Origin of the sequence: Alcaligenes sp. EGD-AK7 (assembly GCF_000465875.3) — a bacterium.
GTDB lineage: Bacteria > Pseudomonadota > Gammaproteobacteria > Burkholderiales > Burkholderiaceae_B > Alcaligenes > Alcaligenes phenolicus.
Window position 1 is genome coordinate 167,208 of the sequence record NZ_AVOG02000045.1, and the last position, 14,558, is coordinate 181,765.

The 14,558-nt window shown below is 50.6% G+C and carries 11 protein-coding genes; all 11 read right to left on the reverse strand.

Annotated elements, in window-relative coordinates; translation table 11 throughout:
- Positions 1 to 169: 169 nt before the first annotated feature.
- Entirely contained in the window at positions 170 to 1,228 is a 1,059-nt protein-coding gene (locus N879_RS15170; RefSeq protein ID WP_009463497.1) for a hypothetical protein, read from the reverse strand.
- Between the two features lie 680 nt (positions 1,229 to 1,908).
- On the reverse strand, positions 1,909 to 3,456 hold the full coding sequence (locus N879_RS15175; protein WP_021447221.1) for an LTA synthase family protein: 1,548 nt from the start codon (positions 3,454 to 3,456) through the stop codon (positions 1,909 to 1,911).
- Positions 3,446 to 4,219: an SDR family NAD(P)-dependent oxidoreductase gene (locus N879_RS15180; RefSeq protein WP_021447222.1), complete on the reverse strand. Its 774-nt coding sequence runs from the start codon at positions 4,217 to 4,219 to the stop codon at positions 3,446 to 3,448. The genes N879_RS15175 and N879_RS15180 overlap by 11 nt, the downstream gene beginning before the upstream one ends.
- On the reverse strand, positions 4,206 to 5,684 hold the full coding sequence (locus N879_RS15185) for a glycosyltransferase (RefSeq protein WP_021447223.1): 1,479 nt from the start codon (positions 5,682 to 5,684) through the stop codon (positions 4,206 to 4,208). The genes N879_RS15180 and N879_RS15185 overlap by 14 nt, the downstream gene beginning before the upstream one ends.
- A 15-nt stretch (positions 5,685 to 5,699) precedes the next feature.
- Positions 5,700 to 6,785 carry a CgeB family protein gene (locus N879_RS15190; protein ID WP_021447224.1) on the reverse strand — a complete coding sequence of 362 codons (1,086 nt, stop codon included), beginning with the start codon at positions 6,783 to 6,785 and terminating at the stop codon, positions 5,700 to 5,702.
- Positions 6,782 to 8,098, reverse strand: coding sequence for a glycosyltransferase (locus tag N879_RS15195; protein ID WP_021447225.1), 1,317 nt, complete (start codon positions 8,096 to 8,098; stop codon positions 6,782 to 6,784). Before N879_RS15195 ends, N879_RS15190 begins: the two co-directional genes overlap by 4 nt.
- Positions 8,099 to 8,102: 4 nt before the next feature.
- The gene (locus N879_RS15200) at positions 8,103 to 9,089 is read right to left on the reverse strand and encodes a hypothetical protein (protein WP_009463501.1); all 987 of its coding nucleotides are present in this window, start codon (positions 9,087 to 9,089) and stop codon (positions 8,103 to 8,105) included.
- On the reverse strand, positions 9,086 to 9,985 hold the full coding sequence (locus N879_RS15205; RefSeq protein WP_235484317.1) for a polysaccharide deacetylase: 900 nt from the start codon (positions 9,983 to 9,985) through the stop codon (positions 9,086 to 9,088). The genes N879_RS15200 and N879_RS15205 overlap by 4 nt, the downstream gene beginning before the upstream one ends.
- A gap of 173 nt (positions 9,986 to 10,158) precedes the next feature.
- The gene (locus tag N879_RS15210; protein WP_009463505.1) at positions 10,159 to 12,081 is read right to left on the reverse strand and encodes a glycosyltransferase family protein; all 1,923 of its coding nucleotides are present in this window, start codon (positions 12,079 to 12,081) and stop codon (positions 10,159 to 10,161) included.
- Positions 12,082 to 12,159: 78 nt separating this feature from the next.
- Positions 12,160 to 13,422, reverse strand: a complete 1,263-nt coding sequence (gene wecC / locus N879_RS15215; protein ID WP_021447228.1) for a UDP-N-acetyl-D-mannosamine dehydrogenase — start codon at positions 13,420 to 13,422, stop codon at positions 12,160 to 12,162.
- A gap of 14 nt (positions 13,423 to 13,436) precedes the next feature.
- Positions 13,437 to 14,558, reverse strand: coding sequence for a non-hydrolyzing UDP-N-acetylglucosamine 2-epimerase (gene wecB, locus N879_RS15220; RefSeq protein ID WP_009463511.1), 1,122 nt, complete (start codon positions 14,556 to 14,558; stop codon positions 13,437 to 13,439).

A 14,558-nucleotide genomic window follows, 5' to 3' on the forward strand; every position in this document is an offset into this window, starting at 1 on the left:
GGCTAGGCACTGACCAACGTAAAAGGTGGTATGAACGGCTGACAATGGCCAAAATAAATAAACCAGGAGCAATTAATTATTTCTCATAACTTTTACATCTCTGCTTTGTTAAGTCCTAAAAAATAATTCACACATAGATACTGGAGACAAACGTACGCAAATAGAAAAATCACATCACTTTTTCATAAACGGTGACAGCAAAAGACCACGCCCTAGAATTCCATCCATTTGCATTTTTAAAGAGATCCTCAAAGTCGAGCTCAACACCATATTCAATTTTAAACTTACTCTTATTATAAAGATCTATCATCTGCATTCTTCTATCCTTAGTTATATTTAAATTATAATAAGCATTGTTCACCGGAATATTTAGCAATCCTAATTTTTCAACCAAATCTGTTCTTACTTTATCTCTATTTATTCGGACATCTTTGATATTTCTCCATGCATCAGGCATTGCCATGGTCAATTCCAGCATTTCATAGCTTAGGAAAGGAAAAAATCCTCCTTTGAATATCTTGCATAGTCTATGGATACTTTCTCCACGTTCGACAAAAAAACTTCGAGCATGGATCCATTTTTCATAAGGCAGAAAAAATGTCTCCCCTTCCGCTCCTGCCAATAAAGTAAATTCGAATGGATCAACCTCCTTCCAAAACTTCATCTGTGAAGCATATGGATTCCAGCCGCCTACTGAAAATTCTTGCACACCAACGTCGAAAGCATTAGGCCCTGAATCATCATTAATAATAAAATTTTCCCAACCACCCGCCTTCATTATTTCTCTGAAGGATGCTTCCTCAGGCTTTCCCCAACAGTAAAACACCACATTGTCAAAATCCATTAACCCGGATTTTTTTATCTGACTCATAACCCCTGATATTATTCGGCTATCCGACCCTGAGGAATGAGAAAATAAATATTTTTCTTTTGGATCAAGCTGAAGAAGAACACCTTTTAGCTTTTCTATCAACATATCTAAATATTCATCATACTCACCTTGAAAAATATTTGGCTGAGTAAAATTAGAATTAGAAGGAACACTCTTCGGATCAGCCAATTTTATCTCCTCAAAAGGTGTTTCCATCCAATCTTTGAAACTCTTATCAAGATATTTTTTATTGAAAGTAAGCTTCTTTTGCAGTCCCGCCAACTCAACGAAATCACTGGACAAGTTCCCATCACCATCGACAAAAGAGCATCGATTAAAAAATTTATTAGTATCCATTTTTTAATTTTCCATAGCAAGCGATCAATCAGCACTCATCTTTACCATACAACTCACGCGTATAGACTCTTCGCAAAAAAAATCAACCAGCTCATTCGTTACGCAATTCGCCAAAATCGGACTTTGGTAGTCGTGAGCGCCTTCCTTTTTCCAGGTGCAAAAAATTCACTACAACAAGCCCATGCCCTTTCGAGCGATCCTGAATAGCAGCCAGTTGAGGTTATATCCCACAACACACAGCCAGGCATGCACCAAGCCAAACCGCCCGCAGATGGCGCAGGTCTATCATTTTGTCTATGCGGGCGCGAAAACCATCGTCAGTGGCGGGGCGGATGTACATCATAGAGAACTCCCAGAAAACAGATGCCCTGGGACAATAACTAGGGAGCTCTGACTCGACGCTATTAGCCTGAAATGCCCCTCCCAAGGCGGTTAATCGTCAAGCCCTCACTAACTCTGTCTCCACGGCAATCTGAAGCGACCAGCCCATCATCACTCCCCAGTCCTCGAACTCTTTCAATTACCTAAATTCAACCGTCATCTCCGCTCAACGCTTATGTCCATTCAACAGGAGTCATCTGGGTGCCCAGCAACGCGAGAATGCATCAGGCTCTGACAAGCCAGCCTATGAACTGGCACTAAAACAGCAGCAAGCACTCAGATTAGTGCAAACACAGCGTCTACTCAGTAATCAATCCAGTCAAGGATAACCACTTCCGCGCCAAGTCATGAATCGCCGCATCCCGATGCGGCGTTCTTTTCTGCCTCTGGGTAGAATTCCAGATAAAGTAATCCACATCCCCACACGGAGTCCCCAGAGCTACGTAGACCGAGGGCATGATGGGAACGTGGTCGCCATACCAGCACAGGCTGGCGGGCCGATCCGATGCACTCAAGGCTCCGCGCAAACGTGTCAGCATGGCATCGGCATTGCGAATATGGCGCAAGTAAATCGTCAGGTCTTCACAACCTTGCGGAGGGGGCTGATGATACAAGGCATCGACATCACCCGCAGCGACCTTTTCCAGATGCAAAGGCCCGTGATTCTCCATCGTGATCACGTGTATGAATACCGGCCCTGTAGCCTGCTCCAGCACACTGGCGACTTTATCTGCCACCGCCAGATCGCCAATATAAGGGCCGGTACGTTCCACATCAGCAAACGCCTTGATGTCCAGAAACTCGTCAAACCCAAACAGTGGGAATACGCGATTACGCTGGTAAAAGCTAGCGGGATAAGGATGAATGCAGATCGTGCGGTAACCCTGCTGCTTCAACCAGGAAGCCAAGGTCCCCACCGACCATCCCGCGCATACTGCGCGATAGGGGTTGAAGCGGTGCACACCCAGCGCGCTGTTTTCAATACCGCTTAAGAAAGAAAACTCCGAACGCACCGTGTTGGCTCCCCAAGCGGGAACCTGCAAATATCCGCTGGCAACCGCTTCGGATTTGAAGCGGTCAAACTCCGCCAGAATCTCTGGCCGAATTCCATCAGAAATTCGCCGGGCATCAAAGAAGGACTCACTTTGCACGGAAACCAGATGAGGCAGATCAGCCAAAGCATCAGCACTGGCCAGAACAGACGTGGTCTTCGGAGCCGAATTCTCAAAAGGGGAAGATAAACTTGGACGCTCTCGGCCTTGTTGCCAGTATCGCCAGAAGCTGGCTAATAGCCCCAAGGCCTGTACGTCCTGCTCCGGTGCAATCTGCACCATCAAACGCGCGCTATTACCCCAAAGCAGCAAGCCCAGACTCAACACAGCAAGCAGAGCCAAGGCTCCCCATTGCCCGCTCCAGGCAGCCCGCACGACGGGCACAGCTTCCAGCCATAAACCAATCGTCAGAGCAGCAATAAAGCCCGCTGCGGCCAGAAAGAACTTTCCCCACCCCAGAAAAGGAATGTAGAGCCGAGGATGACGGATCGCATCCGTAAAATACTCATAGTCCTGAAACACAAAAGCTTCACGCAACGCCTTGAACTTGGCATTGCTAACCACGACCAGCAGCAGAAAAAAGGCACTCAGCAAGGCCGTGGCAAAAATAGGCCGTCCCAACACAAAAACCAGTACAACATACGCTAGGCCATACAGGCCAGCATGCAAAGCACAGGCCGCTGCGTGACGACGCAAGCTGGCTGCTGTTTGCAAGAAACGCTCCAGCCCGACTGTCAGGGCCAGCCCCGACAAGGCCGCCAGGATAGCAGTCCAGAATCCCGGCTCAAGCGTCATAACCGATCTTGCTCAGAATAAAGACAGACACCCGGGCGGGCAGCACGGCGAGAAACCAGCAACCCAGGTTCAAAGGGAACGGAAAACTGATACGCGCTTTATTGGCTTTCAGGCCACGGGCAATACGCTTGGCTGCTCTTTGCGGGGTCCACAGGAATGGTTTGGGGCCTGGCATGGCATCACACATGGGCGAGCTAACGTAGCCTGGCATCACCACATTGACCTTGATCCCCTCCGGGGCCAACCAGCCGCGCAAACCTTCACCATAAGCTTTGACCGCCGCCTTGCTGGCGCTATAGGACGGCGTAGTGGGCAGACCAAAGTAAGCGGCCAAGGAGCTCATCAAGGCGATCTGACCGCGCCCTTTCGCCCGCATGGCAGGCAGCACAGATTGCACAACTCGCAGCGAGGCCTTCACGTTGATATCCAGCAGCAGCTCGGTATCTTCCCAAACCTCGGGCTCGCCATTGGGGCCAACATGGATATTCATGCCTGCATTCACAATGACCAGATCAAACGCAGCGCATCGCGACAACCAGTCATGCAAGGCATCCAGATCACGCAAATCCAGCTGATACGTCTGTACCTGCGCACCCGCCTGTCGGCAGCGCTCGGCCAAAGGCTCCAGAATCGCGGCATTGCGACCATGCAAAGTCAGCTCTGTGCCGGGTTTGGCGTAGTAAAGCGCCAGCTCGCCACCAATGGCACTGGTGGCACCGGTAATCAGAACCCGTTCCTGCTCTGCTGGTTCAGCTACGCCCACGCGCTCTCCTTTCTTGGAAGGACCAGTACAAAACCATGCCAAAGCCTACACAAACCGTCGCATTCAGAGGAATCAACAAGTAGTTGCCCATGCGTATGGCCACATACAGGGCCAATGCTGAATACAGGAAAGTGAACACTTCACCAATTAGCAAATACAGATTGATGCGGGGCTGTCTAGCCACCTTCTCTCCCTCCCCTTTGGGGGTACGATTAAATTCCCCGTAGACCTTGAAGGCGGCTCGCACACCACCGACAAAATAATACCAAGCCATGGGTGGGAACATGGCGACATACAAGTAGGTATGCCACAAGGTGCCCAACACGCCCGGCCTGTCATCAAAACGTGCTCCCTTGCGGGCACCGAAAGCATTATTCAACGCCCAGACAGCGACCAGCAAAAAGAATAGCGGCGCGCCCCACTGCAAGACGACATGATCAAAATTCAGCAAATAATTCAGCGGCAGGCTTAGCAAGATCAGGGCATAAATCGACGCCAGCATGACCGATGAAAACATCATGGAAAACGCATGCATGCGCCTCATCAAGGGCATGTCCTGCTGCCACATCTGCCCCAGGTGCTTGAAGGCACTATGAATCAGCCCCCGCCCCCAGCGTTCCCGCTGCACACGGAAGGCGCTGATGTTCTCGGGCAAGGTGGACATGGACACCACATCGCGCAAATAAGCGTACTTCCAGTCACCAAACTGGGCCCGATAACCCAGGTCCACATCCTCGGTAATGGTGGAGGCATTCCAGCCACCCAGGGCTTCCACGCAAGCGCGTCGCCAGACACAGGAACTGCCACTTAAGGAAGCCATATCCCCGTCTTCGCTCAGCCCCACCGTCACATATTGCTGGTGGCCCATTTCCATGGCCTGAAAACGGGTCAGAAAAGAGTGGTCACGGTTTTCATAGCCAATACCCGTCTGCAAAAAACCCAGCTTCGCGTCCTTGAAAGGCGGAATGGTTTTCTGCAGGAAGTCGGCTGGCGGTAAAAAGTCCGCATCAAAGATCGCAAAAAACTCGCCCTGGGAATGCTGAATGCCATGCACCAGATTCCCGGCCTTGTAGCCCGCACGATCAGCACGCTGAATGCGGCGAATGGGCACACCTTGCCGAGCACACTGATCCACCTTGTTCTGGGCCAACAGCGCAGTCTTGTCTGTTGAGTCGTCCAGCACCAGAATTTCCAGCGCGGACACCGGATAATCCAGACGACAAGCCGCATCGATCAAACGCTCGACAACAGCAGCCTCGTTATAAATCGGTAATAAAACGCTGACCTTGGGATACCAATCCTGCTGCAAGGAGGCGGACGTCTGCACCAGCTCGCTTAGCTTACGACGCTCCACCCGTCGCGAGATCAGCAGTACCCGCAGTTCCAGAACCACGTACAGGGCAAAGGCCCCCACAACCAACAAGAACAGCGCCTGAATCAGGTACGCAAAAATGCTCACAATCATGAAAACAAGCGCACCCTAGAAGCCGACCACATCAGCCAGCTCCTGGAGGCGATGCTCCCAGGTGTGGAACTGACGCACATACGCCGCCCCCGCCGCCGCACGCTCGCAATCCTGCGCGGTGGGGCCCTGGCGCAGACGTGCAAACAACTCAGTGGCCTGCTCACGGGAATGCACCACGTGGCAGAAATCGCGGAAATAACGATCCACCGCACGACCGGGATTAGTCACCGCAATGCCCCCACTGGCCAGAATCTCCAGCAAGCGGCGCGAGCACATGGTGTCAGAATCCGTGACCGAGTTCACGTTCAGGCACATCACATGTTCTTTGTAGATACGCCCCGTCTCGCGGTGCGGAACCTGACCATGAACCTGCACATGCGTCGAGCGCGGAAAGCGGAATTCGATATGCCGGGACAATCTGTCGTGATTTCTGTCGTAGGCATTAAGCTGCATCTGCGCATCTTCACAGGCCCCGAAAATCATGTCCAGAAAGCGCCTACGTTCACTCAGGATGCGGCGGTAATAACTGCCCGTAAAGCACCCTTCCTTGCGTGTGAAATCAAAGCCCGTGAAGTTATGAAACGCAGGCTGATACGGCATGCTCAGGGTGTTCACAGGCACATCAGGATTCAAGCGAGCACGATAGCGCGGCAGGCAATCACTGTCCGTGGTGAACACATAATCAAAGGCCTTGGCCACATCAATGAAGTGCTCGAAATACGCCCCGTCGTCCTTGTTCCAGAACACCGTGGGCACACCCTGATCCTTAGCGAACTGCACCAGCTTGTAAATCGTGCGAGGCGTACGCAAACGGATCAGTCGCGACTGCTTGGCCAGCTCGTAGCGCCACGCGCCACCCAGCCCATGGAACACGGACTCCACAAAAAGCAGATCAGGCTTCCAGGAGGAGATGACCTCCTCGTAATTGCGCGGGTTCAGAATACGGATAGAGCATTCGGCTGACAGGCAGTCTGCCGTGAAATAGTCCGACACCAAGGCTACTTTCAATTGCCCAAACTGCCCCGCGGGCTTGCCGTCTTCGCTGACGGTTGGGTGCGTATAGATGCGCGCCCCCAAAGCCCGGATTGCGCGACCGATCATGAATTAGCCCCGGCCGGCAAAGCATGCACCACAAAGTCAGCCCAACTGCGACGCTGCGTGGCCTCTTCACGTGCCAAGGCACCATCCTGGGCCAACACTTCCGGACCTGCCTGAAAGGTTTCATCCAGCACACGAGCCAAGTCCTGCACATCACCTGCTTTAAAAAAACGCACCGAACGACATGGCCCAACTTCGTCTTGAAACACCGGCAAATCCGGCACCAGAACAGGCTTGCCCATCGCCATCGCCTCAACCAGCTTGATGGGGGGGACAATACGGCACACCTCAAAGGGACGGCGAGGAATACATACCAGCGCGGCCTTGGCCTGCAAGGCGCGAGCCTCCTCAGGCGAGACCCGACCAGCAAACAGCACATGCTTTTCCATACCCAGGCTTTGCACCTGAGCCTGCAACTGAGCGCGCGCCTCCCCATCCCCAATAATGGTCAGGGTCACATCCTTGCCACGGCCAGCCAGATCCGCCACGGCGTCGATCAAGACATCCAGCCCTTCATAAACAATCAGGGAGCCAGCATAGACAATCGTGTTGGGCTGCACATCCTGGGCAGCGCCAGGGGTAAAGCGCGAGGGGTCGACGCAATTGGGCATCAGGCCCATGCGTGCCGGGTCAACATTCCAGTGCTCGCGAGCGTACTGCCCCAACTGCTCGGAAATCACAAACAGCCGGTCTGCCTGACTAGCAACCAGACCTTCCAGCTCCAGACCCTGCTTGAAGCCCTGCGAGTCACGGAACTCCGGCATGCGGGAGGCTCGGCTCAGCTCCCACAAACCACGCATTTCATATTGGAACGGAATACCTAACTGGCGCGCGGCGATCAAGGCTGGCAAGGCATTGACGTGGTTAGAGGCAGCATGAATGACGGCGACACGCTGTTTGATGGCTTCTTGAGCAATGGAGGCGGCAGCTTCTATGGCGAACTGCATGACGGGGCGGTTATTAGCCGGACGTTGCACATGAACGTACCGGACTTGATCCACCGCTGTTGTCTGCGCTGAAGCATCAGCCAATCTATCCTTGCGATCCCACGGATAGCCAGGGCGAGTCAAGACACACACATCGCCACCGGCCTCCTGCAAAGCCTGAGCGATAGCATGTGTACGAGTGGTATAGCCACTGATGTGATACGGCAAGGCACTGGCCGCCACGTACAGCATGCGACCTTGTATCGGTTCATAAGGGGTTTGCACCGCGCCACGCTGCTGCGTCCTGCGACGCAACATGCGTACGGTCAAAAACCGATTAAAGGCTAACCAGGGTTCACCCAGTAGCCTTTGTAAGAATTTCAGCGCCATCGCCTTAAGCCTTTGCCTTCGCCTTCTTGTTTTTTTTCGGTGGAGGCGTGTACTGCGCTAACGATAAATCCACGGACTGCGGCGTGGATATCTTGCCTCGAGCATGTAAATCCAAAAACTCTGCTGTCGTTATCACATCGTAATCCTTGGTCAGGCGCGACAACATCTTGCGATACCCTTCCAGACGGCTATCGTCCCGGTACTCGCCCAAACCGTTCTCGTCCCAATACAAAAGAGACCAGGAGTGCAACAAGAACACGGCAAAAGACGGGCTACCGCTAACAGCATTTAGCAACAAATTTCCCCACCATGGCCGGAACCGGAAATAGCGGGACTCTGGGTAAGTCAGGCGAACCCACCAATCTGGCTTACCTAACTTACCCAGAATCCGCTTCTCGGTCGTGGGAACCTCAATGACGCCATTGGACCAAACATAAGGGTCATTGGTGGCCTCACTGTATACGCATTGGCCATTGTGCACAGCACATATCGAATTATTAAAAGACAGTGGAATTCCCACTTCCTTCAATGCCCGGATCGTATCGGCATTCCAGCGAAATGAACCTGCACGATGCGCCAGAACCGGTTTCCCCGTCTGCTCAGTCAACAAATCTGCAAAGTGCCGAAAAACAAACTCGGCCCGAGCCTGGTCCGTGTACTGGTTCATGTACTGCGGACGGTTGGACAGGCCATGCTCTTCCCAGAAGCTGTCAGGCAAATACTCAGGATGCGTATGCAGCTGCACGTCCTGGCCCTGCTCATCCAGCCATCGTACGACGTCCTTCAGCTCGTCCAGGTAGGAGTAGGCCCCACACAAGTCTGTAAAAAATACATGCTTGGCACCGAACTCATCACCGATCTTGCACATCTCGGCAACACCAGCTGTGCCCTTCGGAAATCGCCCCCAGATCAGACGATTGACGTGGTCCGTAGACGCGCGCTTGGGCAGCGCCTCCGTATCCACCGTAATCATTGCGTAGCGCTCCCTCATACCTGTGCTTCTACCTGCTCTAAATTAACTGTTCGTGAAATGTCGATTTTACCCTGCGCATGTAGCTCCAAGAATTCTGCGGTCGTGATGACCTCACAATCCTTGACAAGGCGGCGCAAAAATTTGCGGTAACCCTCCAGCAATCGATCATCTCGATATACCGCGTGTCCTGCTTCATCGCGCTCAAGCAAAGACCATGAGTGTAAGAGCACCACCGTGACTGGTGCTGGCTTAGGTGCAAAAGGATGTTTCCAAGCAGGGATGGGGCGTGAGCCGAATTTGAAGTATGGAGACTCGGGGTAAGTCAGGCTGACCCAACGATCCGGGCGAAAACCAGGAACGCCGGGTACCCAGCGCTCAGTAACAGGGACTTCGATGACACCGTTGGACCAGATGTAAGGAAGACAGTCAGGCTCACCGTGTACGCCTCGACCACTTTCCATGGCTCGCATGGATTGGTTGAATGACAAGGGAATATTGAGTTCTTGCAATGCCCGAATCGTTAAGGCATTCCAACGGAATGAGCCTGCGCGGTGGGCAAGAATTGGCTTACCAGTTTGCTCAACGAGCAACTTAGCAAAGTGCTGCACAACAAACCGAGTTCGCGCTACATCCCGATACTGGTTCATAAACCGCGGAATAGCCGGTAAGCCTTGTTGATCCCAAAACACTTTGGGCAATGCTTCAGGATGGGTATGTAACTGCACATCATGGCCGTGGGTACTCAGCCACCGAATAGCTTTCTTCATATGCTCCAATTCTGCATAACATCCACACATATCCGCAAAAAAAACGTGAGGAGCATTAAATTCCGCGCCCAGCTCACATATTTCGCGAATCCCAGCAGTCCCGGCCGCATGCCTTCCCCAAACCAGGCGGTCAACATAGCTACTCATAGCTCGACCGGTTAAAGCCTCTGTGTCAACTGTCAGCAGTGCATAACGCCCATTCAACATCAAACACCCAATTCTGCAATAGAAGACCGATCTATCAAAAACAATGGAGCCCCACCACCATAAAACACCGTCCACCGCATTGCATTCGAACCAGAATGCAGCTACACCCAGCTTTAAAAATCGCAAAAACTAGTATCTAAATAACTAGCTACTATCTCAGTTTGCTTACCAGTCAAGAAAAAATCGTCTTCTACACCCCAAGTGTGAGCTGAACTATCACTGCTACGCCATTGAATAAAATTAAAAGGATCAGTCGCATAAATTCGCACCCCATCCCTTTTCATTCTAGAGATCAAATCCGAATCCTCCCCCCTATTTACAGGAGAAAATTTATATTTTTTAAACACCTCCGCCTTCAAAACGAATGTTGGTCCAGCCACAAAATCAACATCTCGATGTTTCATGCCCGGAAATCTTTTTATTAATTTATTAGACCCAGAAAGATAAACATATGTTTCCGTTTTACCAACCATACCATAATCCCCATACTGAAACGGAAGCAGCATATCAGACAAATAGTTAGAAAAATAGAAATCATCATCATCCATTTTTGCAATAAACTCCCCACGGGAAATAGCAACAGCCGAATTAAACCTTTCCCCCAAAGAATCATCGCTATTATTCACAACTATCTCTATTCTTTTTAAATTTGACTTTACGGATTTTAATTTATTATTAAGCTCATACACCTGTTCAGCTGTAAAACCTTGCACAACTAGTAATAGTTCACAATTTGAATATGCCTGCCTCGTCATATTCAAAACAATCCGGTCTATCATATGAGGCCGACATGTACATGTAACGATACTCACCAGCGGTTTAATATCATTAACCTCATACCCTAAGGCCCTTTCAATTAATCGAGCCCTATCGTGGTAAGTATGCTTAGTCATGACCTCACGGTAACCCAAATGTGACGATTTTTCCCAATAAAACTCATCAGACAAGAGCTTATTAATAATAATACTTGCTTCCTTGGAGTCGTTAGCCACGTGTACGACTCCAGGAAATTGCTCATCAATCGCTTTTGATGGGGTTGAAACAACCGGTGTACCACATGCCAATAGCTCATACACCCGTCTGGACATCATTGTGGGGGAATCAATAATCGTATTGACGTTCAAAAACACCTTGAATTTTTTGTACAGCTTCACGATTTCTGTGAACGGTACAGCGTCCCTGATGAAAGGCTGATATTGAGGGGGGAACTTATAGCGATCACCTTCAATTTTTGACATACGATCGTAAATCGCACCATTAAAATCAATAATAGATGGAAGCAACGCATCCATTTGTCGCTTACGCTCATCATGCCCCACACCATAATATGAGCCAGCAAAACACACGGACTCAGAAGGTAGCCGAAATCGATCCGACGGATTGCATATTTTTTCTTGCGCAGCAAATGGAACGGCATAAACCTCCGCCCCTGGCACATCACGAATATAGTCTTTAACCTTATTGGAGTCGGTAGTAAAGATAATGTCAGCAGATTTTGCAATCGGAAGATATCGATCATAATGCATAGGGTCTTCTTTATTCCAGAAAACCAAAGGCATTTTATTTTTCACATTATCGATCAGATCCAACAATGCCTGTGCATTCGCATGCTTGAGACCAGGAGAAGTAAAAGCATACTCCCATGTCCCTTTATTCCCCTTCCAGCAACTTTCCAGAAAGCAAAAATCCGACGAGGATTCCACAACCTGTTTTTTGTAGTTAGTTCTATTAATTGGATAGCATTTCATTTCATGCCGCCAGCACTCTTCTGATATCTCATCCAAAATAGATATTGCCCTCAATCTACCGTTCAGCTTTCCTTTATTTTTCAAGGATGCATGCTTTCCAGTTTGACTTAGCAAGGCTGCCCCCGCAGCCTTGTCCGATCCATGCAATCTTTCATAGCACAGATCTACATTAACTTTAAAAAACTCGGAGCCCAACCTTGCACTTAACTCTCTATAAAGAGCAATAGCAGTTGAATAATCCCCATTCCGAAAAGCATCTGCAGCTTTCTTTACGCCGGTTTGCGCCATGATTTTAAACTTCCACTTCCAGTTTCATTAGTCAGCAATGAATTAAGATCAATGTATTCCATCTATTTCTAGATATTCTTAGAAAATCATTCCTACGACATCAATTTTTACTGGGTGCTTGGCAATCTTCTCAGCCGCAGCAATGAAAGGCTGATGCTTAACCAGAACGCAAACCACATCGGCATTATCCAGAGCAAAGTCTAGCGACACCAAGGAGACATTATCCGCGGCTAGCTTTCCTGGCAAGGCATCCACATTAGGCTCTACAGCCAAAATCTGACATCCAAAATTGCTTAATTGCCGAGCAATCAACGCAGCAGGACTTTCTCGCAAGTCATCGATATCAGGTTTGAACGCCAAACCGAGGCAAGCCACCTTAACATCCGCCATACGAGCGTCAGAACGTACAGCCAAGACCCCGGCCATTGCAGCCTTCACTTTCTCAACAACCCATTCAGGCTTGTAATCATTGACCTCACGCGCCATCCGAATAATGCGTGCTTCCTCTGGAGTCGTGTCAACAATGAACCAAGGATCCACGGCGATGCAGTGACCACCAACCCCAGCACCGGGCTGCAAAATATTAACGCGTGGGTGACGGTTAGCTAGGCTGATCAGTTCCCACACATTAATATTCAAGCGATCGCAAATCAGGGAGAGTTCGTTAGCAAACGCGATATTCACGTCGCGAAAGCTGTTCTCTGTCAGTTTGCACATTTCAGCGGTGCGTGCATTGGTTGGCACCAAAGCGCCTTCCACAAAAATTCGGTACAGCTCAATTGCCATCTCGGTCGCTTTTTGAGTCATGCCACCAATAACACGGTCGTTGCTAACCAGCTCATGCACTACGCGACCGGGCAAAACACGCTCTGGGCAGTAGGCCACCTGAATATCAGCCTCCTCGCCTGCTTGCTGAGGAAAGCTCAGATCAGGACGAGCTTCAGCCAGCCACTGCGCCAATTGCTCGGTCGTACCAACAGGAGACGTCGACTCCAGAATAACCAGATTGCCTTTGGCCAGCACTGGCGCAATGGTTTTAGCGGCGTCGGCGATATAGCTCAGGTCAGGCTTGTTGCCTTCCAGAAAGGGGGTCGGGACGGCGATCAGAAACGCGTCAGCAGGTTCCGGGGTCAGCGTAGCGCGCAAGTAGCCACCGTGCACGGCGGCCTGCACCAGCATATCCAGTTCAGGTTCAACAATATGAATCCGGCCTTGATTGATCGTGTCGACCGCGTAAGCGTTCACATCAACGCCAATGACCTTCTTGCGGCGTGAGGCAAATAATGTTGCAGTAGGCAGGCCAATATAGCCCAAGCCGATCATGGAGAGAGTTTCAAACATGCTGGTCTTCCGAATCAAGAGATCAAGGTTTTTAAAATTTCACTAATGCGGGTAGCGGCCTTGCCGTCCCCATAAGGATTGTGCGCCCGTGCCATACGCTCATATTCTGCAGCGTCATCCAGCAGTTGCGTGGCAGCGCTGACAATGGCTTGTGTTTCTGTTCCCACCAAACGCACAGTTCCTGCATCCACGGCTTCAGGGCGCTCGGTCGTGTCTCGCATCACCAATACCGGTTTCCCCAAGGAAGGCGCTTCTTCCTGAATGCCCCCGGAGTCAGTAACCAAAAGGTCACAACGATCCATCAGGTAAACAAAGGGCAAATAATCCAGTGGTTCAATCAAATGAACATCGGAAACGTCGGATAGGATACGACGTACTGGTTCCTGAACATTTGGATTCAAGTGCACTGGGTACACCACCTGCACATCGCCACGGGAGGCAATCTGGCGCAAGGCCAGGCAGATGTTTTCAAAACCAGAACCAAAGTTCTCGCGACGATGCCCCGTCACTAAAACTAAGCGTTTGGCTGGGTTGATAAAAGAGAACTGAGCCTCAAAACGGCTACGTAGTTCCGAGTCCTGACGTACGCGTGCTGCTACATCCAGCAGCGCATCAATTACGGTATTACCCGTGATGTGTACCGTCTTGGGATCAACACCCTCACGCAACAAATGCGATTGTGATTGCTCGGTTGGGGCAAAGTGCACATCAGCCAGCACGCCTGCTTGGCGACGATTCATTTCCTCTGGCCATGGCGAGTACTTATTGTGAGTGCGCAATCCAGCCTCGACGTGGCCAACCTTGATCTTGGCGTAATAGGCCGACAAAGCTGCGGCCATGGTGGTAGTCGTATCACCATGCACCAGGATCATGTCTGGTTGCCATTGCTTGTAGACATCACGCATGCCCAACAGCACGTTACTGGTGATGTCATACAGGTCCTGACCTGGCTTCATCAGGTTCAAGTCAAAATCAGGTTTGATGGAAAAAATATCCAGAACCTGATCCAGCATCTGACGGTGCTGGCCAGTAACGCAAACGCGCGCATCAAACGCTGAGTCGGCAGCCAATGCCTTAACGACTGGTGCCATTTTGATGGCTTCCGGTCGTGTGCCAAATACGGTCAAAATCTTCAT